This is a genomic window from Vibrio sp. ER1A (assembly GCF_000733315.1).
Classification (GTDB): domain Bacteria; phylum Pseudomonadota; class Gammaproteobacteria; order Enterobacterales; family Vibrionaceae; genus Vibrio; species Vibrio mediterranei.
Window position 1 is genome coordinate 201,854 of sequence record NZ_JPJA01000084.1, and the last position, 23,306, is coordinate 225,159.

The 23,306-nt window shown below is 45.1% G+C and carries 21 protein-coding genes and 1 pseudogene; 6 read left to right on the top strand and 16 right to left on the bottom strand.

Features of this window, described 5'->3' with window-relative positions; all coding sequences use genetic code 11:
• The gene (locus HW45_RS05805; protein WP_038225478.1) at window positions 1–966 is read left to right on the top strand and encodes an ABC transporter permease; all 966 of its coding nucleotides are present in this window, start codon (window positions 1–3) and stop codon (window positions 964–966) included.
• A 75-nt stretch (window positions 967–1,041) separates the two neighbouring features.
• Here the strand turns inward: HW45_RS05805 and prfC are convergent, their stop codons facing one another.
• Entirely contained in the window at window positions 1,042–2,631 is a 1,590-nt protein-coding gene (prfC, locus tag HW45_RS05810; protein WP_006071994.1) for a peptide chain release factor 3, read from the bottom strand.
• A 309-nt stretch (window positions 2,632–2,940) separates the two neighbouring features.
• Between prfC and HW45_RS05815 the strand changes: the two genes are divergently transcribed.
• Window positions 2,941–4,122 (top strand): MFS transporter, encoded by a 1,182-nt coding sequence (locus HW45_RS05815; protein ID WP_038225479.1) that lies wholly within the window; start codon window positions 2,941–2,943, stop codon window positions 4,120–4,122.
• A gap of 56 nt (window positions 4,123–4,178) precedes the next feature.
• Here HW45_RS05815 and HW45_RS05820 read toward each other — a convergent pair whose 3' ends face one another.
• Complete coding sequence (locus HW45_RS05820; protein ID WP_051867823.1) at window positions 4,179–5,303, bottom strand: BamA/TamA family outer membrane protein; 1,125 nt, start codon at window positions 5,301–5,303, stop codon at window positions 4,179–4,181.
• Window positions 5,304–5,574: 271 nt separating this feature from the next.
• Here HW45_RS05820 and HW45_RS05825 point away from each other — a divergent pair, with 271 nt between their 5' ends.
• Window positions 5,575–7,230 carry an adenylate cyclase gene (locus HW45_RS05825; protein WP_038225480.1) on the top strand — a complete coding sequence of 552 codons (1,656 nt, stop codon included), beginning with the start codon at window positions 5,575–5,577 and terminating at the stop codon, window positions 7,228–7,230.
• Window positions 7,231–7,285: 55 nt separating this feature from the next.
• On the opposite strand, the gene HW45_RS05830 is transcribed toward HW45_RS05825, so the two are convergent.
• From HW45_RS05830 to ubiT, 7 genes are all read right to left on the bottom strand, one after another.
• Window positions 7,286–7,678: a hypothetical protein gene (locus HW45_RS05830; protein ID WP_038225481.1), complete on the bottom strand. Its 393-nt coding sequence runs from the start codon at window positions 7,676–7,678 to the stop codon at window positions 7,286–7,288.
• A 13-nt stretch (window positions 7,679–7,691) separates the two neighbouring features.
• Entirely contained in the window at window positions 7,692–8,459 is a 768-nt protein-coding gene (locus HW45_RS05835) for an SDR family NAD(P)-dependent oxidoreductase (protein WP_038225482.1), read from the bottom strand.
• Between the two features lie 203 nt (window positions 8,460–8,662).
• Complete coding sequence (locus HW45_RS05840; protein ID WP_038225483.1) at window positions 8,663–9,454, bottom strand: hypothetical protein; 792 nt, start codon at window positions 9,452–9,454, stop codon at window positions 8,663–8,665.
• 170 nt (window positions 9,455–9,624) lie between these two features.
• Window positions 9,625–10,083, bottom strand: coding sequence for a ribosomal protein S18-alanine N-acetyltransferase (rimI, locus tag HW45_RS05845; protein WP_038225484.1), 459 nt, complete (start codon window positions 10,081–10,083; stop codon window positions 9,625–9,627).
• Window positions 10,076–10,507, bottom strand: coding sequence for a DNA polymerase III subunit psi (locus HW45_RS05850; protein WP_038225485.1), 432 nt, complete (start codon window positions 10,505–10,507; stop codon window positions 10,076–10,078). Before HW45_RS05850 ends, rimI begins: the two co-directional genes overlap by 8 nt.
• Window positions 10,508–10,653: 146 nt before the next feature.
• On the bottom strand, window positions 10,654–11,169 hold the full coding sequence (locus HW45_RS05855) for a GNAT family N-acetyltransferase (RefSeq protein WP_038225486.1): 516 nt from the start codon (window positions 11,167–11,169) through the stop codon (window positions 10,654–10,656).
• Window positions 11,153–11,680: a ubiquinone anaerobic biosynthesis accessory factor UbiT gene (ubiT, locus tag HW45_RS05860; RefSeq protein ID WP_006072010.1), complete on the bottom strand. Its 528-nt coding sequence runs from the start codon at window positions 11,678–11,680 to the stop codon at window positions 11,153–11,155. Before ubiT ends, HW45_RS05855 begins: the two co-directional genes overlap by 17 nt.
• A 179-nt stretch (window positions 11,681–11,859) precedes the next feature.
• Between ubiT and HW45_RS05865 the strand changes: the two genes are divergently transcribed.
• From HW45_RS05865 to HW45_RS05875, 3 genes are all read left to right on the top strand, one after another.
• A complete protein-coding gene (locus tag HW45_RS05865) occupies window positions 11,860–13,899 on the top strand; it encodes a sensor domain-containing protein (RefSeq protein ID WP_038225487.1) in 2,040 nt (679 codons plus the stop codon).
• Window positions 13,900–14,025: 126 nt separating this feature from the next.
• Complete coding sequence (ubiU, locus tag HW45_RS05870) at window positions 14,026–15,039, top strand: ubiquinone anaerobic biosynthesis protein UbiU (RefSeq protein WP_038225488.1); 1,014 nt, start codon at window positions 14,026–14,028, stop codon at window positions 15,037–15,039.
• A gap of 10 nt (window positions 15,040–15,049) precedes the next feature.
• The gene (locus HW45_RS05875) at window positions 15,050–15,928 is read left to right on the top strand and encodes a U32 family peptidase (protein ID WP_031494832.1); all 879 of its coding nucleotides are present in this window, start codon (window positions 15,050–15,052) and stop codon (window positions 15,926–15,928) included.
• Window positions 15,929–15,975: 47 nt separating this feature from the next.
• Here the strand turns inward: HW45_RS05875 and HW45_RS05880 are convergent, their stop codons facing one another.
• From HW45_RS05880 to rbfA, 7 genes and pseudogenes are all read right to left on the bottom strand, one after another.
• Window positions 15,976–17,316, bottom strand: a complete 1,341-nt coding sequence (locus HW45_RS05880; protein WP_038225489.1) for an MATE family efflux transporter — start codon at window positions 17,314–17,316, stop codon at window positions 15,976–15,978.
• A 46-nt stretch (window positions 17,317–17,362) separates the two neighbouring features.
• Window positions 17,363–17,773, bottom strand: coding sequence for a MarR family winged helix-turn-helix transcriptional regulator (locus HW45_RS05885; protein WP_031494136.1), 411 nt, complete (start codon window positions 17,771–17,773; stop codon window positions 17,363–17,365).
• A 121-nt stretch (window positions 17,774–17,894) separates the two neighbouring features.
• Window positions 17,895–18,831: pseudogene (nlpI, locus tag HW45_RS05890) on the bottom strand (lipoprotein NlpI).
• A gap of 176 nt (window positions 18,832–19,007) precedes the next feature.
• Entirely contained in the window at window positions 19,008–21,149 is a 2,142-nt protein-coding gene (pnp, locus tag HW45_RS05895) for a polyribonucleotide nucleotidyltransferase (protein ID WP_038225491.1), read from the bottom strand.
• 312 nt (window positions 21,150–21,461) lie between these two features.
• A complete protein-coding gene (rpsO, locus tag HW45_RS05900; RefSeq protein WP_005380094.1) occupies window positions 21,462–21,731 on the bottom strand; it encodes a 30S ribosomal protein S15 in 270 nt (89 codons plus the stop codon).
• A 118-nt stretch (window positions 21,732–21,849) separates the two neighbouring features.
• Window positions 21,850–22,803 (bottom strand): tRNA pseudouridine(55) synthase TruB, encoded by a 954-nt coding sequence (truB, locus tag HW45_RS05905; protein WP_038225493.1) that lies wholly within the window; start codon window positions 22,801–22,803, stop codon window positions 21,850–21,852.
• Complete coding sequence (rbfA, locus tag HW45_RS05910) at window positions 22,803–23,219, bottom strand: 30S ribosome-binding factor RbfA (RefSeq protein WP_006072035.1); 417 nt, start codon at window positions 23,217–23,219, stop codon at window positions 22,803–22,805. Before rbfA ends, truB begins: the two co-directional genes overlap by 1 nt.
• Window positions 23,220–23,306 lie beyond the last annotated feature (87 nt).

Below are 23,306 nucleotides of genomic sequence, written 5' to 3' on the forward strand. Positions count from 1 at the left end.
ATGTTTGAAACGATTATTCTCATGCTTGATGCCACCTTACGTGTGGCAACGCCACTGATTCTTGCCTCTTTAGCTGGTATGTTCTGTGAACGTTCAGGGATAGTGAACATTGCACTAGAAGGTAAACTATTGGCCGCTGCATTTGCCGGTGCTGCTACAGCCCATGTCACCGGTTCAGCGTGGCTAGGTTTGTTTGCTGGTATAGGTATCTCGGTGCTTCTCGCCTTGCTTCACGGCTTCGCTTGTATAACCCACAGAGGTGACCAAGTCGTCAGTGGTATGGCAATCAATATTCTTGCCGCAGGCTTAACCATTACGTTAGGTCGCCACTGGTTCCAACAAGGTGGTCAAACTCCAGCCCTATCTGGTGACGCTCGTTTCGCACCGATTACCTTCCCTGGTGCTGATGCCGTTGCGGACGTGCCTATTTTGGGCGATATCTACTCTGAGCTGATTAGTGGACACTCCATTTTGGTATACCTTGTGGTGTTTATCGTTCCTGCTTGTTGGTATCTACTGTTCCGAACTCGTTTCGGCTTGCGCTTACGTGCTGTAGGTGAGTCACCATCAGCAGTGGATACTGCTGGTATCTCTGTAGTACGTATGCGTTACGCTGCTGTTGCAATCTGTGGGGTATTAGTGGGTATTGGCGGCGTCTACTTGTCGGTAGCGCAAACGGCTCAGTTCATTCCAAACATGAGTGCAGGTAAAGGTTATATGGCATTGGCTGCGCTTATTTTTGGTAAGTGGCGTCCATTTACCGCAATGGGTGCATGTTTGCTCTTTGGTTTCTTGGATGCACTAGCTATTCGTATGCAAGGCGTAACCATTGGTGACTTCCCTATTCCAGTACAAGCGATTGAAGCCGTGCCTTACGTGTTAACCGTATTCCTACTCGCAGGCTTTATTGGTAAGGCGGTAGCACCAAAAGCTATCGGCGTGCCTTACACTAAAGAACGCGAATAACCGGATGCGATATGCAGACCGAAAAAAACCGCTCAAAAGAGCGGTTTTTTATTATCTAGTATTAGCAACTATAGATTAGTGCTCACGTGTTGCGCGGAATTTAATATCCGGGAAACGCTCTTGCGCTAGGTTCAAGTTAACCATAGTTGGTGCTACGTAACTCAAGTTGTCACCACCATCAAGCGCAAGGTTTTGTTGGTTCTTACGTTTGAAGTCTTCAAGCTTCTTGTCATCATCACACTCAACCCAACGAGCTGTTGCAACATTAACACTTTCATAAATCGCTTCAACGTTGTACTCAGATTTTAGACGAGCAACAACCACGTCAAACTGAAGCACACCAACCGCACCAACAATAAGGTCGTTGTTTTGTAGCGGACGGAATACCTGAACAGCACCCTCTTCAGAAAGCTGAACCAAACCTTTTAGTAGCTGCTTCTGCTTCAATGGATCTTTTAGACGAATGCGACGGAATAGCTCCGGAGCAAAGTTTGGAATGCCAGAGAACTTCAGCGCTTCACCTTGAGTAAAAGTATCACCAATTTGAATGGTACCGTGGTTATGAAGACCAATGATATCACCAGCATACGCTTTTTCGGCGCGAGAACGGTCACCCGCCATAAACGTAACCGCATCAGAAATGCTGACTGTTTTGCCGGTGCGAACGTGGTTCATCTTCATACCTTGAGAATAGGTACCAGATACAATACGCATAAAGGCGATACGGTCGCGGTGCTTTGGATCCATGTTTGCTTGAATCTTAAAGACAAAACCAGAAAACTTCTCTTCCGTCGCTTCAACATCGCGCTCATTCGCTTGACGCGTTTGTGGTGCTGGTGCCCACTTAGTCAGGCCGTCTAGCATATGGTCAACACCAAAGTTACCAAGTGCGGTACCAAAGTATACTGGAGTTAGCTCACCTTTAAGGAAAGAATCAAGATCAAACTCAGGACAAGCGCCCATCACTAGCTCTAACTCTTCACGAACGCTTTCTGCTAGATCAGCACCTACCGCGTCATCAAGGTCTGGGTTATCTAACCCTTTGATGATACGAACTTCTTGGATTTCATGACCATGGCCAGATTCGTACAGAATCGTTTCGTCACGGTGAATGTGATAAACACCCTTAAACTCTTTACCACAACCAATTGGCCAAGAGATAGGGGCACACATCATACCCAGTTCACTTTCTACTTCGTCTAGCACTTCCATTGGGTCGCGTACATCACGGTCCAATTTGTTCATGAAGGTCACGATAGGCGTGTCACGAAGACGAGTTACTTCCATCAATTTACGGGTACGGTCTTCGACACCTTTTGCCGCATCAATCACCATCAAACATGAGTCAACAGCGGTAAGCGTACGATAAGTATCTTCCGAGAAGTCTTCGTGTCCAGGAGTATCAAGCAGGTTAACCAAACAATCGTTATAAGGAAACTGCATCACGGACGTTGTTACCGAGATACCACGCTCTTTTTCCATTTCCATCCAGTCTGACTTGGCGTGCTGCGCGCTGCCACGGCCTTTGACTGTTCCTGCTTTTTGGATTGCGTTTCCGAATAACAGTACTTTTTCAGTAATGGTGGTTTTACCCGCATCCGGGTGAGAGATGATCGCAAAAGTTCTACGTTTAGAAACTTGTTGCTGAAATTGTGGATTTGACATGAATCTCGATCTTCTTGGTTTGTAGAATAGCCGCTCAAACACCTATTAGGTCTAACGGTGTTTATGCTATTCGAAGGCGTCGAAAAAATAATGGGCGCTATTTTCACCGATCTAGCTAGGTTTCTCAATCAATAGTTTTCTCTGTGCCTAGGTTTCTAGTAGGTAACATACCTATTCCATCAAAGTAATTACGGGTTATACACTTCGGCAAGTCGCTACCTCTTTTTACACTATGAGTGAATTAAAGTGGCGATAGCTAAGCTCTGCAACCCAGTGTTTACCTATCACTTCTCTATAGGTAAATCATTTATGAAAATTTTTCGTCCTTGGTATCTGGCACAAATGTCTATCGGTGTCGTGCAATGGGTAGGTATCGCCTTGATGTTGACACCACTCATTATAGAGCGCACCGGAAGTGGCGCGCTTATGGGCGTTGTCATGTCTGTTATTGGGCTATTTGGAATCTGTGCACCATTAATTGGCTGGATATGCGATCGATACGCCATTCATCGTCAAATGCAAAAGGTAGCGCTATTTGCCCACCTACTTTCGTTAGCTTTGCTCTATTTTGCCACCAATCAAGCCTACTTATATGTACTAGTCGGGCTGTCTATCGGTATCGGCACGGTAACCCAACTGGTTCTTAACCCAACCTTCGTTCTTAACGCACTACCAAAAGAAGCGCACAGTCGCGGATTGAGTCGACTATTTCAATTGCAGTTTTTCGGTATCGTCGTTGCTGGTTTGCTGGTCGGCATCGTAAGCCTATTGGGCTGGAGTAGTGAGCAGCAGTTGATACTACTAATGGGATTAGTCATGGTTTCTATCCTTGCGGTGTTTGTATCACCACCGCCTAAGATTGAGATGACGACAGAGACAGATAACAGCGAGTTAACCTCATCGAATGACACACCAACATCAACGCCACGAACACTTGCTTTTGTGTTGTTCCTCACCACAGTCTTTATTTCGATGTTTACCTCGAGCAACCTAATGGAAACAGGACCATTAATCATCAAGGAGGTGTTTAACGTCGACTTGGGACACTCTGCCTTTGGATTATCAGCCTCTGCGGTGTTAACTATGGTCTTACTTGAACCCGCAGGTCGTTTCGCAGAAAAGTATGGTGCCTACGCGGTCTGGATGGCCGCCCTACTCTGCTATGCCATTACCGCTCTCGGTTTGTGGCTGGCTGTAGGCTCGAACATCCCAAGTTTCATCCCAATCTTGCTGATCATGCTGATGATGCAAGCCATTTCATGGTTTGATATGGCCATCCCATCGATTGCCGATAGTCTGAGCCCAAGCTCACCGGCTTTAACACAAGGCTTGTTATTATTCTCAATGGCAGGAGGATTTGGCGTAGGTACGTTTATTGCGGGTCAACTGATCGAAAATGAAGGGTTTGTTGCTGTCGTCAATTACTGCGCGGGAAGCATTGTTGTCGCTATCATCATTGCTATTACCACTTTGATATCAAAAGCAAAATAACCACTAACAATAGAGCCAGCGTATAGCTGGCTCTAATCACTCTGAATACTCTTTTACTACAGCTGCCAAGCATGACCTACAGTAATATAGTACGCCCACTCTTCAGGACCTTTTGCCACATCGACACCAGCTCGCATGTTTAACTGCCTCGCCACCAAATAGCGAAAGCCTCCGCCGACAACATTTTGATATTTGGCATCTGAAAAACTATCACCTTCATCAAACGCTTTGCCAGTGCCAGTAAAACCAATTAGCGACCAACGAGGGGTAAGGTCATAGCGAGCTTCCACTTCAACCAAAGCCATATCATCACCTTGATAGCGCATTGCTGGAATACCACGCATGCTAATAAATGGACGAGCATAGTATGGTGCATCATTGGAAACGGTTTGATAATCGCCACGTAGCCCCAGAACAAAATCATTGGCTAACGGTGCAAAATAGTTGGTTTGAAAGCGTCCTTTTTGGTAGTCCACATCGCCACCAAAAGCCGAATTGTGAAAATCGACGCTCAGCTTTGCCTTCAGGCCGTCATTCGGTGTGAAAATAGTATCTCTGCTGTCATAAGTGACTTTCAATTCAACCCCCGCATCGTTCATGTCGTAATCGATAGGCGGTATACCCGGAATAATATTGCCAATATCAAAAGTACTTTGAGAAGATAGGATGGAATATTTGGCACCGACAAACCAATCACTACCTGCAATGCGATAATCAATATCCTGCATGAAGTACAAGCCATCGATATTGAAATCGAAAGGAATATCACCTTCGTAATATTTTAGGTTGAATGAGCCGTAGAACAGACCACCTTGATAACGCCACGTATCTTCCTGCCATGAACCGAAGTGAAACGCCCCAGTTAACCACGAGCCATTTTCAGTCGCAGCAGCGGCAACCGCCGTCACACTCGGCGGCAATCCCACGACTTCATCGGGATTCTCTTCACGTAGTTGCTTACGTTTTTCTGATTCGTGGAAAAACAGCAACGCTGCACCACCACCTGCCCCAACAGCGGGATCGGTGATAATTATGGGTACAGGCATAAAGCCAACCGCATTATCAAGTACCCATTTACTGGCATCGAACATGCCATCTTTAGGATCGAGGAACTGTTCCATCGCAGAGACAGAAGACGCCGCTGCCATACCACCTAACAACCATACCGATAGCTTCTTCATACTTCTTCCTTGAACGCTATGCAAACCGATCCATCAAAACAATGAAAGGCTTACTAGTTATATGTTTTAACAATTATCCAACTAAATATACATCATTTCAAAAACTTGCTACTACACAAAAGCTATTTGACAGGATCTATCAATAAACCTCGGACTTACCCTACACTTCAACGCTTTCTAGCTAAGGTCTCAGCCATTTGATGCTAACCTTAAATAACACAGGTGAGCAGTCGCAAATAGTGAACTCATTACTATTTTTAGCTGTCTTAAAATGGCAAAATACCCAGATCCTACGATAAGAGAGTTAACTACGGTGTCAGAACAAGCTCCATTAGATATTCGAATAGAAGAGAACCAAACCCGAGTCAAAGATCAGCTTAACCGCATTCTTTCGAGTAAAGCATTTGATCAAAGTCCGAAGATGAAAGAGTTACTGTCTTTTGTTGTCGAGCAGACTCTCATTGGTAACGGTGATCGTCTAAAACAGTTTACGATCGCAACTGAAGTGTTTGATCGTGATGCTGATTTTGACCACCAAGCTGATCCTATCGTTAGAATTCAAGCAGGGCGAGTTCGCCGAACTCTAGAAACCTACTACCTTACCGAAGGCGTCAATGACCCCATTGTCCTGTCAATTCCAAAAGGGCGCTATAGTCCACTATTTACGCCGCAAGCGCCTCAAGCAGCAAGACAAACAGCATCCTTGGCTCAGTTTGCACGTGAAACTCAGAAATCCTTAAGCCCTACCTTAACGGTATTACCGTTTCTTTCACTGTCAGATGATCCTGAGAAACGCTTTTTTGCTGAAGGTTTCGGCGAAGAGTTAGCCACTGAGCTTGCGCGCTTTGATATGCTCAAAGTCGTCTCAATGCATGCTCTCGGTGAAACGAGCATTGATCCTCGAACCTCTGCCGATGTCAAAGGTTTAGGCGAAAAGCTAGGTGTGTCGTTTATTACCTCCGGTACCATGCAGGCATTAGGTAATAAGGTGAGAATCTACGCCAAGCTGTATCGCACTGACTCCGGTGAGCAAGTTTGGGCTGAGAAGTACACCTGTGATTTAGCAACCGACGATCTATTTTCTGTTCAAGATGACATCATTGCGGAAGTCGTCGCTGAGCTGGCTTCCAGCTTTGGCATTATTCACAGAGAAATCTATCAAAGCTGTAACCAGAAAAAGATTGAGCATCTCTCTACCTATGAAGCGACATTGCGTTATCGTCACTACTTAATGACGCTCTCGGAAGATACCCACCAACAGGCCACTCAAGCCTTGTTAGGCGCTGTACAAAATGAACCTGATGTTGCGTTGCTGCATGCTATGTTAGCTGTACTTTACTTTGATGCTGACATGTTAGGAATGAATAAGGTCGACAGTGCAGTAGAAACAGCCCTTAACTATGCCAAACGAGCGGTTGAGCTAGAGCCGACTAACCAAGAGTCCCAAATAGCGATGTTAATGGCGCACCAAGTTTCTGGAGACGTCAGTAGCGTCATCGAGACTGTCGATAAAGTGGTTGCGATTAACCCTAATGCCGCCTATCAGATTGGCTTATCCGGCTGGGCATTATGCATGGCAGGGGAATTTGACCGAGGATTGCAACTTATTCAAGACTCAAAATCTTTGAACCCATTTAAACCACCATGGTTCTCTGTGGCCTCTATTATTCACAAAATCATGCTTGATGATTTTGATGGTGCCGATAAAGCCATTAGCAAGCTATCATTACGCCGTGTATTTTGGATTCCAATGCTAAAAGCGATCATTCAAGTATATAAAGGTGAGTTCAAACAGGCTCAAGCCAGCTATAAAGAAATGCTGCAAATGCAGCCAGATTTTGAGAACAATGAAGAGCACTATCTCAGCGCTTATATTGCGAGCCCTGAGATAAAAACAAAGTTACTCAACGCTTTAGGCAGGCTTTAACCTCATAGCTATTAATTAAAAAAGAGAGCAGTTTGCTCTCTTTTTTGTCTAGATTCTAATCGTAATAGTCATCATCATACATTTCTTCTTCGATAATCTCTTCTTCCACGATTTCTTCGGCAATGTATTCTTCTTCGATATATTCCTCAGCAATATACTCTTCAGCGATGATCTCATCTTCAACAATAGCGTCAGTTGCCATCTCACAAGCGCCCTCATAATAAGCGCCATCGATAGCCCCCCCAACAGCCCCTGCGCCACCACCAATAACAGCACCAGTTTTCGCGCCTTCACCACCATCAACAATACCACCAACAATGGCTCCGGTTATTGCTCCATCCACGGCACCAACTATGGTACCTTCCGCGGTTTGGTCACAGTAGTACGCGTAGCTGTTAAAGCTGGCTGATAATAGTAGTACTAAAGTGATTTGAATGTGTTTTTTCATTATTTGCTCTCAATTACTGCGCAAGTTGGTTGTAGGCTTCAATACTCATACCTGCGCTAAAGCCACCGTCCACTCCGATGGATTGACCATTAACAAAGCTACTGTCTTCAGAGGCCAAGAAGTGGACAACGGCCGCCACTTCTTCAGGCTGAGCAATTCTTCCCATCGGGATCGAACGTCTCTCCATTCTCAGTTGAGGTTCGCCACCTTTGGCATAAGCACGAGGGGTATCGACAGAGGTGGGACAAACGGCATTAACACGAATCTGTTTACTGCCAAGCTCCAAAGCCGCCGTTTGAGTAATGCCAAGCACTGCCCACTTTGAACTAGCTAACGCGCCAAGATAAGGCACACCCTGAGTTCCTGACATCGAGGCAATATTGATGATACTGCTGCCTTTAGGCATATAGGGCACTGCATGCTTCATCGACAATGCTGTCCCTAGTGCGTTGACGGAAAAATTGGCTTCATACTCATCTTTTTTCGATTCCACTATGGTACTGTAACCGTTAGTCGAACCCGCGCAATTCACTAACACGTCGATTTTGCCAAACTTCTCGAAGGTAATAGCCATCAGTTCACTCAGTGACAACTCATCCGTCACGTCAGCATTAATATAGAGGGCTTCTAGTGATTGCAATTCTTTGTCTGATGCATTAACTCCAGCGATGACCAGCTTAGCGCCTGCAGAGCTAAAACGATGAGCAATCGCCTCTCCGATACCAGAGGTGCCGCCAATAATGACAACAACTCTATCTGTTAGCTGAAATGGCACTTTCATTATTGGCCTCTCTTCTATTTTTCACACTGAGATTAAACGAGCTGAGTAACGTGGGTATAAAGTCAAAACGCACTCTATCTCGACCGATAACAGCTGTTGAGTTATTAACTGGAATCGATCCAGTAACACGGAGAAAAAAGTAAGAAACAATTAGAGAGGATGAATAAAGGCTTCCGTGCCTTAAACTGAGTAAAGCGATGAGATTAGAAGAACCAAGTCGCACCAATGCGAACTTCTCGGTTACCGTCTAAGTGTTTCATACGCGATTCACCTGCCGCTTTAAAGAAGTGTTCAGAATAGGTCACGTTACCCCAGATGCTGCCATCATTGGTAAGCGGAATACCACCTTCAAAATTCAATTCAAGAGATTGTTCATTCTTACCGATAGCATTGTTGTAGTTGGCGTACTGTGGGTTTACTGTGATGTAAGACCCTTTTTCAGTTAGATAGAAAGAGTTAAACCAATTCGCTTGCCAGCCATTTTCTGAGCGACCGTTGTCGTACTCATTCTTCATTACAGCCAAATTTGGATAAGAGACCCAATTTTCAAATGGCGTAATCACTTTAGCCACGGCACCAATAGCAGCAGTTTGCTCTGTGCCTGAGTTCTTAGCTACCCAGTTAGAGCCATAGCTGATGTAGTCCAATGAGAAACCTATTTCTGGGAGTACCTCTAAGCCCGTTGCGTGCACTTGAAAGTAACGAGCTCGAATACGCGACAAACCAAAGTCTTTAGATTTGCCTGGTTGCGCATCCAGATTAGTTTGAAAGTCGGTTTCAAACTGGCCTAAATAGCCAATGTCTTCGCTGTATGAGCCCGCCATGTTTAACTGTAGGCGAGTCATACCATCTTTACCTTTGGCGCCAGAATCAACTTTAAGATAGGTTTGGGGACGGGTTACATCGGCAGGATCATTCACTTGTGCCTCATCTGCCATTACTTGAGCGCTAATAACACTCAATAAGGCAGCAGAAACTACAGAGAAGTATTTCATTTTCTATTCCTATTGTTATCAATAACTAATAGGAAGTATGAGGAAATCGTTTTTTTATCGAAGTAACTACGGGTAATGTAACCTATTTACAGAACGACTAGATTACCTCGCTTCATAGAGGGCCATGCGGATAGGTCACTACCCTCGTGATTTAGAAATAGACAGCAGAATTAACTCGAGAATAAAAAATAATAACTCATGATAACGGCGTCTTCTCGACCTTGGTCTGATGGATAATAATCACGACGTCTGTCAACTTCATTAAACCCTTCATCAAGATACAAAGAAACTGCGGCTTGGTTACTTTCTCGAACCTCTAACCAAGCACTTTCTGCTTCACGAGATTCACACTGTTCTAAAAAGTGATTCAGCAATGCCCTACCGTAGCCTTTGCCTTGCTCGCTCGGTGAGACCGCAATATTTAGCAACGAAACTTCACCTACAATGTTCTGTGCATAAAAGTAGCCAACAACGCGTTCGTCGGCCAATAGCACATAATTGAAAGCTCCGCGTCCATTCAAGTCGGTAATCATGGAGGCTTTCCAAGGATGGGAGTGCGCCATATTTTCTATGGATAAGATGGCATCCAAGTGCTCAGTATCCATGATTGCAAAGGTAAGATTAGCCATAGCTGCGGATTTGATTCCAAAGTGCACGTCTTTCCATATCATTACCATCAATGTTAGACAGTTGCGGAGAAACGAGTTTTTTCGGGGACGTGGTGAATTGATACTGTTGCGTTAATTGAGCAAAGCGCTCATTTGCCTGTTCTTCTCCAGCAAACCATATCCATTCTGGTATATGTTGACCATCAAGACTAAGTAATTGTTCTGGAGCAATATGTAGCGTCTCACTAAGATCCAACTTCATCGCTTTAAGGATCTTCTGATAGAACAGCACATTATCGCCTTGCGGCTTTACTGATGAAACAAACAAGAGTCGACAGTCAGGCCGAAGTGACAACGAAGGGCTACTACGCACAGGAATACGCTCAGGGTGAGTTAGTTCCCATGTTTGAACGCCCATTAACTGTAGTTTTATGCTGTCTTGCATGATTGATTTGCGCCAAGTAATTCGCCGTCATAATGACGCGCAGTTTAGCAGAGCTCTATTTGATTACCAAGATATCAACGTGCGGATAAAACAAAGCCTAGCGGTGATGACACAGCGTTAGGCTTGATATTTCACTTTGAACGCTATTACAGACCGTTAAACTCAGGGCAGTAATCCACCAACCCTTTACGGCCCGCGAGCTGTTCGGCCACCGAATCTTCCGTCAATGAACGAACTTGGAATGCACCTTCTGGTACTTCCCACTGACAATGAAGATCATAGTCAGCTGCAGAAGAAAACTGGAATCGTCCGTAATAGCTTGGGTCTCCAAGCACCACACAAGCGGGATAACCGAACTCAGGTAAAGTGGTGAATGCCTCTTCAGCGAGTGCAGATGCTACTCCTTGCCCCTGATGCTCCTTGGCAACCGCTAACGGTGCTAAACCTTGCCATGATAAGTCGTCGCCATCGATAGTGACAGGTGTAAACAACAGATGCCCAATGACTTCACCTTCATCGGAACACGCTACCAAAGATAACGTTAAACGACCATTTTCTCTCAGTGCCATTACTAAATTGGCTTCTGCATCCGTATCAAATACCGATTTGAGTAATCGGTCAATGGCAAGTATATCGGCCGGCGCTTCAGTTCGAATAAGCATTCGCTACCTCGTTAGGATTTGTTGCAGGCTGCATGCCTTTCTGAACAAAATCCGCTAAATGAGTCAATGCAGAAAGCATTGGTTTCGGTAATGCGTCAAGATCAACGCTATCCATTAAGTTCTTCACTTCTAGACCTAACTCGGTATCACCTTCAATACTCAAGCGGCGTTGGAAGAATAAAGTATCTGGGTCTTCTTTACGACCCGCAATCAACACTAAGTCATTTAAATTACCGCTAAAACTGACATCTTCCTGCTCGACAGTTTCAGAAACCACCAGCTGTTCATCGCTGTAAGAAATATACCAACTGAGGTTTAGATCACGAATATGAACTTTTAACCATTTTTCTTCGAGAAATTCAAAGTCACCGTCCTCAAGTGCTTCTTTAAAAACGGTTTTTAGTCCTTCAAGCAAAGCTCTATTCTGGATTTTAGTTGGCAGAAAGTGGACTGGAGATCGCAAAATTTGTGCTGCGTTTTTAACTAGTTGACTTCGAATCTTGTCTAACACGCGGTTTTTCCGTTAATTTGTAGTTCAGAAGGCTAATAATACGGCATTAGTACAAAAAAAATCCTGTTGTGCATCAAAAATTTTTTGCTTTCGCCTTTACCCTTTTCTAACTGATAAATCACAGTTATAGTGTTGGGGTTACTGATATATAAGCTCTCCGGAGAACTGGTAGTACATTGATGTCATCCAAAATGTTAAAGGAATACTTTGCTAAGTTAACATCCAATAGCCCCTTCTTTTTTGCTATTTTGGATGACGAGCATCATTACTGTATGGTCAACGACCGTTATTGTGATGTGGCAGGGTTAACACACAGCGACTTAGTTGGCATGAATGACTTGCAAATACTAGGTGAGCGTTTTTATAACCAGTTAAAACCCTATTACGATCGTGCGCTACAAGGTGAATCGATTGAAGCCGAAGTGACACTTGATGAGTCGGATGTCGAGTCCAGCCTGCATTTCAGCGTGTCGCCAATCCTCAATGACGGCGTCATCGAATACATAGTGTTCCATGCCATCGACACATCCGAAAAACAGATCCTAACCCGCTCTCTCGAAGAATCAGAAAGCAAGTTCCTCAAACTGTCTCAGCTTATCCCAGATGGATTAATTCTGGTTGAAGACGATTGTATTTTATCGGCCAACCCTGCGTCTGCACGTCTATTTGGTTACGCAAAAAGTACCGATTTACTAGGTGAGTCGTTAAACCGCTTACTAAGTAACGAGAAAAATAACAATCGTGTGCAACTCGATTTAGCCAATGTCGCTAGCGGCACACCACTGCATTTTTTGACCAGTGAGTACTGCGGAACGCAGCGCCGACTGTCACTGCATGTCGATGACGCTAATCTATTTGGCAACAGTGCTCATTTAGTCCTAATTCAAGATATGGACGAAAAGCCAAACCCAGTGGCTCAAAACAGCAATGAAGACGTCAACATTGATACCTTGACGAAGCTCTACAACCGACTAGGTTTCACCCGTTGCTTGGATCATTTTATTCAAGATAAAACTCCGCTCGTCATGCTTTACCTCGACATTGATAACTTTAAGAACATCAATGACTCTTTAGGGCACCACATTGGCGACCGAGTGATTCAGGAGGTGTCTTCTCGACTGAAGCGTCACCTTCCTCAACAATCGGTATTGGCCCATTTAGGCGGTGATGAGTTTGGGATCATTCTCCCAGAGCCTGAAAGCAACAGCACGGTAGAAATGTTGGCTGAGAAAATCATTGGTCTCATCAACCAACCTTTCGATTTACACCACTTCAGCAAACGCCTTGCTTGCTCCATTGGCAGTGTTCATTACCCAAACGATGGAAATGATGCACGTATCCTGCTGCAAAATGCCGATACGGCCATGTATGAAGCCAAAGCCAGAGGCAGGAACCGTCTCGTTAAGTTCAATGACCAAATGAACAAAGAAGCGCGCATGCGCCTTTGGTTAGAAATAGAACTGCAAAAAGCGCTACAGCAAAATGGCTTGGAGGTATGGTATCAACCCAAGGTCAATGCCCGTGACTTTAGTATCAACGGTGCAGAAGCGCTAGTTCGATGGAAACACCCCGTCGAAGGTTATATAAGCCCGGCTTCGTTTATCCCAGTGGCAGAACAAGCAGGACTAATCGAAAGCCTTGGCCGCGTGGTCATGCGCGACGTGTTCAACACCGTCAAACGCTGGAAACTACAAGGTATCTTACCGGGTCGCGTGGCGATCAACTTGTCTCCAGAGCAATTTGGCAACCCTAAGCTTATCGATTATATGGAGCGCTTATTACGCAGCACAGGCTTGGATCCTAGCTGTATCACGTTCGAACTCACTGAAAGTGCGGTAATGAGCAACAGTGAACACACATTGCAAATGCTCGATGCCATCAAGAAACTCGGCTTTGCGTTGTCTATTGACGACTTCGGTACAGGATACTCTTCGCTATCCTACTTAGCGCACTTCCCAATAGATGAACTTAAAATCGACCGCGCCTTTATCATGGATATCGATACACTGCCAAAACAGCTCACCGTTATCGAAAACATCATCAATCTCGGTAAATCACTCAATCTCTCTGTAGTCGCCGAAGGTGTGGAGACACGCCACCAAGCAACACTACTTTCCAATCTTAACTGCAACTCCATTCAAGGCTTCCACTTTCACCGACCACAACCTAAGCACGAAGTCGAAGCACTATTTGCGCAAAACCGTCGTCATCGAAATTGACCATGTTAACGTTACCTCTTTGGTGTTAATTACGTGTTTATTAAGGTAAACCTGCCTTACATCAAATTCGCTGTTCATAATTGTTCATAAAATGCGGGCTACTGTCAGAAATATGGTAATGAGCATATGGAACTCTTATGCCCAGCAGGGAATTTACCTGCTCTAAAAACTGCAATTGATTGCGGTGCGGATGCGGTTTACATCGGTTTCAAAGATGATACCAACGCGCGTCATTTCGCTGGTCTAAACTTTACGGGAAAGAAACTCGAGCGTGCGGCTCAATATGTTCACGATCGCAATAAAAAGCTACATATCGCGTTGAATACCTTCGCGCACCCTAATGGCTTTGAGCGCTGGACTAATGCCGTCGACCAAGCTGCCGATCTTGGTGTCGATGCATTGATTGTCGCCGATATTGCTGTATTGGATTACGCTGCCAATAAGTATCCTGAGCTAGAGTTACACCTCTCAGTACAAGCCTCAGCGACCAATGTGGCTGCTGTAGACTTCTACCATAAAAACTTTAATGTAAAGCGCGTTGTATTACCTCGAGTGCTGTCTATTCATCAGGTAAAACAACTGTCTAGAAACATTACCTCTGATGTCGAGCTTGAAGTATTCGCGTTCGGCAGTCTTTGTATCATGTCTGAAGGGCGCTGCTATTTGTCGTCCTACTTGACCGGTGAATCACCTAATACGGTTGGTGCGTGTTCTCCAGCGAAGTACGTGCGCTGGCAAGAAACAGAGCAAGGGTTAGAGTCTCGTCTAAATGACATTCTTATTGACCGCTACGCTCAGGGCGAAAATGCCGGCTATCCGACACTCTGTAAAGGCCGCTTTGAAGCCGAAATAGAAGGAGAGCGTAAGCGCTACCATGCACTTGAAGAGCCAACCAGTTTGAACACTTTGTCTATGCTTCCTGAGTTGTTCGCCGCTAATGTTGCGTCGGTGAAAATTGAAGGACGTCAGCGCAGTCCAGCTTACGTTGAGCAAGTCACTCGAACTTGGCGTGAAGCCATCGATGCGTATCAACGTAATCCTGAGAACTATCAAGTGAAACCAACCTGGGATCAAGCCTTGGCAAATGTTTCTGAAGGAACCCAAACCACATTGGGTGCCTACCATAGAAAATGGCAGTAAGGAGCAACTTATGAAATACGCATTAGGCCCATTACTGTACTTTTGGCCAAAACAAGACGTTGAAAGTTTCTATGAGCAAGCTAAATCGAGCTCCGCAGATATCGTGTATCTTGGAGAAACCGTGTGCTCAAAACGCAGAGAGATGAAACCAGCACACTGGTTAGATATCGCTAAGGAGCTAAATCTAGCAGGCAAGCAGGTAGTTCTGTCAACAATGGCACTGCTAGAAGCACCAAGCGAAGTTAACATCATGAAAAAGTACATCGATAATGGTGACTTTGCGATCGAAGCCAATGATGTCTCAGCGATTCAACTAGCAAGTGAACACAAAGTTCCATTTGTTGTTGGTCCTGCCGTTAATACCTACAATGCCCACACACTGAAGCTATTTGCCAAACAAGGCATGATTCGCTGGTGTATGCCTGTTGAGTTATCGCGTGAGTGGTTAAGCAACGCTCTAGAGCAAGCCGACAATATTGGTATCCGCGATCAATTTGAGGTAGAAGTCTTTAGTCACGGTTATCTACCGCTAGCTTACTCGGCACGCTGCTTTACAGCTCGTGCTGAGAACCGAGCAAAAGACGATTGCGAAACTTGCTGTATTAAGTATCCAACGGGTCTTCAAGTGGAGAGCCAAGAAGGTCAGTCAGTCTTTAACCTCAATGGTATTCAGACTCAATCTGGTTACCAATACAACCTGATCAATGACCTGAAATCTATGCAAGGTTTGGTAGATGTGGTTAGGCTTAGCCCGCTAGGGTTGGATACCTTCGCTGAAGTTGATCGCTTTAAAGCGAACGAAGATGGCACACAACCGGCCAAAATATTGGATAGGCAATGTAACGGCTACTGGCATCAGATCGCTGGGCTCGATATCAAGCAGATTTAGTCCCCGACTTTAAATGAAAAGACCTCGCTGATACGCGAGGTCTTTTTTTATGCCGTGAGCGGCTGTAAAGCCGTTCTATCAAGCTTACTAATGTCACGCCATATCATGACACCGACTACCAAGCTGATCGCGATGTTGGAAAGTGGGTACGCAACCCAAATACCATCCACTCCCCATAGCTTGGGCATAATGTACAAGAATGGCAACTGAACCAACATATTACCCAGCGTCACAAACAACGCTTTTCGACTATTACTGATCGCTTGATAGTACGCAGCAGCCACCACGATAAAGCCATCTAAGAACATTGAGAACAAGTGGAGGCGAATCCCATTTACGGTATGCTCAATCAAAAGCGGCTCACTCGAGTTAAAGATTGATACCGTTTGATATGGGAACAGGTTTAACACAGTGACAAAAATGGCACCGCCTAATACCGCACTCAAAGTCGCAATGTTAAATAGCTTACGCATATTATCTTGTCTTCTCGCGCCATAGTTATAGCTCAGTAATGGCTGCATAGCATTTGCCAGCCCCTCAGCCACAAGATAGTAAAACGCGACGATATAACCCAATATTGCATAGGCCCCCACTAAGGTGACCGAACCATAATCAGCAAACAATCCATTGTGTAGCGCGACCATAAACGAGCCATAGGCATACATAAAGAAACTCGCCAAACCAATAGATATGATTGATGGCAGCATACTAAATTGGAACTTAAGATTGGCTAACGATAAGCGCATCTTAGCTCGACCTGAGAAGAAGTAGGCAAAACCTAGCAGTGTCACTACCGCTTGAGCAATCGCTGTCGCTAACGCAGCACCACGCAACTCCCAATCAAGAACCGCGATGAACCAATAGTCCAAGGCAATATTAATAATGGCCCCTAGCACCATCAACATAGTAGCGGTGTTAGGACTATCATCATTACGTAGCAAAAATGGCACTGCTATCGAGCCCAGAGTAAATACACCACCAATAATCAAGATGTCCAAGTACTGCATAGCCAAGTCATGTACTCGCCCTTCTGCACCTTGAATGCTTAGAAATACATCTGAGTATTGCCATAAAATCACAGCGATAACAGGACTTAAGGCCACAAGCGCAATTAATCCAGTAGCCAGAGCATTCTTAGCATCTGTCAGCTTACCTTCGCCTTGTTTAATCGAGGCCAGCGCACCAGTGCCCACGCCGAGCATCATACCTAGACCAAGAATCGTACCGATAATTGGCCACGCGAGGTTAATGCCGGCTAGGCCATCCCCTCCCATATACTGTCCAATAAAGATGCCATCGACCACTTGGTAAAGACCATTAACCAACATAGCCGCAACGGTCGGAATGGCATAGCGCCAGAATTGTTTATAGATTGATTTCTCAGTCATATCATCCAAATAGTTAGTTATCTTAGCTAACTAAATCCTTAAATTTTTATCTCAGTGCTTTGGTCAATAACGTGTCAAGCAAGGCGAACTCCTGCTCGTCTAAATGTGCCCGCAGTTTTTCCGCTACCACACTGTATATCTCAGCTTCCGACATTAGCGGTAATCGTGATTTCTCCGTCAAGGTCACTCGCTTTGAACGCGCGTCTTCGGTACACGATAATCGCTTCACCAAACCTTTACGCTCAAGTCTTTTAACCATATTGGTTGCTGAGGGTTTGGACACCTCTAGTTCTTTTGCCAGATCGGTTAATCGAATCGGCTCTGCTGAAGATTGTATTGCTTTTAAATAATCGTATTCATTGAAGCTCAGGTGCCCTAGTGGGTCTTCTTTGCTGTAGCTACGCCATACTTTCGACGTCAGCCGCTCCATCTTCTCTAAATTAGTTTCTATAGTCATTCATATTAACTATTAATTAGCATGGCTAACTAGTTTAGCTAAATTAGAACTAGAGTCAACGGATAAAAAAACACCAGCGCTAGGCTGGTGTTTTTGTAGCGATGATTGTGAAAAGTTCACATTACTGTGAGTCGGTGGTGCTCTCTGCTGCTTGTTTAGCTTCTTGCTTCGCCTGCTCTGCTTGTTGTGCTCTCACAATTTCAAAGATTTTAGTTAACTCAAGAAATGCGTACTTATGCTCGGCATAATCGTAGACATTCTGGGCGATGGCCAGCTTATATAGAGAGACTGCTGCTGGATAATTGCCATCGATCTGATGACGTTTTGCCAAGTAGAAGTAGACTTCAGTGAGTCTTTCCGCTAACACGTTATTGTCTCGGCTGCTAGCGAGAATCGCTTTAAATGCCTGTTCTTCAGAGACTTTATCTAACATCAACGCAACCAGGATCCAGCCCCAATCATTATTACGTGCTTGGTAGCGCTTCTCTAGTGCAATAGCAGCATCCAGTGGACCAGCCTCACGAGAAATGATGTAGAGCCAAAGGGCACGATACGGATCGGCAGGGTTCTCTTGGTAATAACCGCGTCATGCCCTCAATCGCTAATGGAATACGATCACCATAGTAAAGCGCAATAGAACGGTTTCTTAATGCATAAGAGTTTGAAGGGTCAAGCTCTAAACTCGAATCGAAGGCTTCATACGCAGAGTCAAAATCGCCAATTTGGGTGAAGTACTGCCCCACTTGGTTAAAAACGACAGGTTGCGCAGGGTTAAGTTGTAATGACTGATTGAAGTCTAACTGAGCTAAGTCACGTAATCCGAGGCTGTTGTAATAGGAGCCTCGCTCGAAGTGCATTTTTGCTCTGACGTCATTCTCAAGGTCACTGCGCTGCAGAAGCTGTGTCAATCGGGCGACTTGAACTTCGTATTGAACATTTGCCTGTAATGGCACAGCCATTGGTGGGTTCAACCATTGTTCACCTTGTGTTGACGAGTTGGTAGCACAACCAGTCACTGCCACCACTAAGCTTAATCCTAAGATTCGAAACAACTTCACTATATCATTCTCCTTGTACCCACTATGGCGTCGCTATTATTGGCAACATTTAAAGTATCGTTATAGTTGCACAGCGTAATGCGTAGTAGCGGGAATTATCCTTCGCGCATTAAAAAAGGGGGCTATTGCCCCCTCTTTATAGCACGCTTTTTAACGTAATGGTCTAGAAAAGCGAATTATTCTGCGTCAGACGCTGAATTTTCATCCGCTGCTGGAGCTTTCGCTTCAGGCTTTTCCATTGCTTCTTTCATGCTTAGACGTACACGACCTTGGCGGTCAATTTCAAGCACTTTAACTTGAACTTCTTGACCTTCTTTCAGGTAGTCAGTCACTTTCTCAACACGCTCATGAGCGATTTGAGAGATGTGTACTAGACCATCTTTGCCTGGAAGAACCGTTACGAATGCACCGAAGTCTGCTAGACGAGCAACTTTACCCGTGTAGATCTTACCCACTTCAACTTCTGCAGTGATAGCTTCGATACGAGCGATCGCATCTTTCGCTTGGTCACCGTCAGTCGCAGCGATCTTGATAGTACCGTCGTCTTCGATCTCAATCGTTGTACCGGTCTCTTCAGTTAGCTGACGGATAACCGCGCCACCTTTACCGATAACGTCTTTGATCTTGTCTGCGCTGATCTTCATTGTGTGGATACGTGGAGCGAACTCAGAGATGTCTTCACGAGCACCAGAGATAGCTTCATCCATTACAGAAAGGATGTGCTTACGTGCACCTTGCGCTTGGTTAAGAGCAATTTGCATGATCTCTTTAGTGATACCTTCGATCTTGATGTCCATCTGAAGTGCAGTGATACCAGTGTTAGTACCTGCTACTTTAAAGTCCATGTCACCTAGGTGGTCTTCGTCACCAAGGATGTCAGAAAGAACAACGAAATCGTCGCCTTCTTTAACAAGACCCATTGCGATACCCGCAACAGAAGACTTGATTGGAACACCAGCATCCATAAGCGCTAGAGACGTACCACATACAGAAGCCATTGAAGATGAACCGTTAGATTCAGTGATTTCCGATACAACACGTACTGTGTATGGGAATTCTTCAACAGAAGGCATTACTGCTGCGATACCGCGCTTAGCCAGTTTACCGTGACCGATTTCACGACGCTTAGGAGAACCTACGAAACCCGTTTCGCCTACACAGTATGGAGGGAAGTTGTAGTGTAGTAGGAAGTGATCTTTGCGCTCACCTGTTAGCTCGTCGATGATTTGAGCATCACGCTGCGTACCAAGAGTCGCAGTTACGATTGCCTGAGTTTCACCACGAGTGAACAGTGAAGAACCGTGAGTACGTGGAAGAACACCAGTACGTACGTCTAGCGCACGAACCATGTCTTTTTCACGACCATCGATACGTGGGTTACCCGCGATAATGCTACGACGAACAACTGTCTTCTCTAGATCGTGGAAGATAGTGTGGATTTCTTTAGTGTTCGCTTCTGGATCTTCAGCAAGAAGAACATCGTTAACTTCTGCTGCAATCGCGTGAATGCGGTCGTAACGAGCCATCTTTTCAGTGATTTGGTACGCTTCAACAAGTTTAGCTTCTGCTAGTTCAGCGATGCGGTTGTTAAGAGTTGTGTTCTCTTCTGGAGCAACCCAGTCCCAAGCTGGAGTAGCAACTTCTGCTGCAAACTCGTTGATTGCTTTGATAACAACTTGCTGTTGATCGTGGCCGTAAACCACTGCTGATAGCATCTCTTCTTCTGTTAGGTTGTCTGCTTCAGACTCAACCATAAGAACAGCGCCTTCAGTACCCGCAACAACTAGGTCTAGTTTAGAGTTTTCTAGCTCAGTGTTGCTTGGGTTTAGTACTAGTTGACCATCAATGTGACCAACACGTGCTGCACCGATAGGACCGTTGAACGGGATACCAGAGATAGCAAGAGCAGCTGAAGTACCGATCATTGTTACCATGTCTGGCTGAACGTTCGGGTTTACTGACATTACTGTCGCGATTACCTGAACTTCGTTTTTGAATGCGTCTGGGAAAAGAGGACGAATTGGACGGTCGATTAGACGTGCAGTCAGTGTTTCGCCTTCAGAAGGACGACCTTCACGTTTGAAGAAACCACCAGGGATTTTACCTGCAGCGTAAGTACGCTCTTGGTAGTTTACTGTTAGCGGGAAGAAGTCTTGACCTTCTACTGCTTCTTTCTTACCAACAACAGAAACGAATACTGACGTATCGTCCATTGTTACCATTACAGCTGCAGTAGCTTGACGTGCGATAACGCCAGTTTCTAGCGTCACAGTGTGGTTGCCGTATTGGAACGACTTAACAACTGGTTTTTCGAACATTGTATTTCCTTTTTTCTGGAATCATTCCAGATAATTGATTGTGCGCTCAATGCATTACAAATCGCGACTAGTTCAAACAAACTTCACTTGAAAAAAAGTAAGTGTGCTTGGAATAGTCGCGACCCTGCGGTCGACTAAATGGACTGTAATGTACTGAGCAGATTGTGACTAAACGAATGCACTTTAGACAACTCTGTTTAGACGGGACGTAGTATAAACTACTTAGTGGAAGTTTTGCCATTAACTAAAGAATTTAGCTAACAAAAAAGGGGCATATAGCCCCTTTTAACAAACTTTCTATGCAGACGCTGATTAGCGACGTAGGCCTAGACGTTTGATTAGGTCTTGGTAGCGAGCTAGGTTTTTACCTTTTAGGTAATCTAGAAGCTTACGACGACGAGAAACCATACGTAGAAGACCACGACGGCTGTGGTGATCGCCTTTGTGTGCTTTGAAGTGACCTTGTAGGTGGTTGATAGAAGCTGTAAGTAGAGCTACTTGAACTTCTGGTGAACCAGTGTCACCTTCGCCTTGTGCGTATTCTGCAACGATTGCTGCTTTAGTTTCTGCATTCAGAGACATAATTCTCTCCTAATAAGAGTAAGTTTAAAAGTTGTAGCAGCCAATCTCTGATTCAGCCGCTACGCGAAGCGCGAATTATAGGGAATAATTCTAGCTAGAGCAAGGAGTATTCATGGCTCTATTGAGCACTTTCTTCCTCACGGAAAACAACGAGTCGCTTAGGTGCAAGCTTAGCATCGTCATTCATAGCGCCAACGCCGATGAATAAACGCTCTTCACCCATGGTCATGCGTACTGGTGCATCGACTGGTAACCCTGAAACCTGCACTGGCTGACCATGCTGAAGCAAGTCACCAAGCTCAGGTGATACATTCACTTCTTGAAGATCTTGTACTGCGCTGTCCATTGGCATTAGCAGTGGATCAAGCAACTCGCGCGGCTGACGCTCTTCACGCTTTGCCTGCTCAAATAACTCGTTAAGCTGCTCTAGGGTCACCATGTTCTCATAAGGATACTTAGCAACAGCAGTACGACGTAGCATAGTTACGTGCGCACCACAGCCTAACATTTCACCGAGGTCATCGACGATAGTGCGGATGTAAGTGCCTTTCGAGCAGTGTACTTCCATCTCTACTTCATCACCTTCAAAGCGATGTAGGACAATCTCATACACGGTAATTTTGCGCGCTTCACGAGGAACTTCGATACCTTGACGAGCGTACTCATATAGAGGCTTACCTTGGTACTTCAGTGCAGAGAACATTGACGGCACTTGATCAGATTCACCACGGAACTTGTCGATGCACTCATCAAGAAGCTCAGGAGTTACATTGATATCGCGAGTTTCTACCACTTCACCATCAGAGTCAGAGGTATTGGTACGCTCACCAAGTTTAGCGATAACACGGTAGCGCTTGTCTGAATCTAACAAGAATTGAGAAAACTTAGTTGCTTCGCCCAAGCAAATTGGCAGCATGCCAGTTGCTAATGGGTCAAGTGCACCAGTGTGCCCTGCTTTCTCAGCGAAGTAGATGCGCTTTACTTTTTGCAGAGCATCATTCGATGAGATACCGGTAGGTTTATCTAGAAGGATAACGCCGTTGACTGGACGTCCCTTGCGACGTCTAGCCATTACTGCTCTTCTCCCTCTGCACCGTTTTCTTCGCTGCGACCTGCTTCGTCTTGCTTACGCTTATCTTCGTTAACCACTTCACTCACTAGGTTAGACATACGCATACCTTCGACAAGCGTGTTGTCATAGTGGAAGCGTACTTCCGGTGTTAGGCGTAGGCGAATGCGTTTACCTAGCATCATGCGAATGTGAGCTTCGTGTTCACGAAGGGCTGCTAGGCTCGATTCTGGAGTCTGTTCACCAACACATAGGAAAGTAACGAATACTTTTGCGTATGCGAGGTCACGAGAGACTTCTACGTCTGAAATCGTCACCATACCTAGGCGAGAGTCACGAACTTCGCGTTGAAGAATAAGAGCAAGCTCTTTTTGTAATTGCTGCGCAACACGTTGTGTGCGGCTAAATTCTTTTGACATTTCTTTTCTCACTATAGAAAGAATGGGGGGATGGTATTAACCAGCCCCCCATGGCGTATTCAACAACCATCAATACTCAAGTTAAAA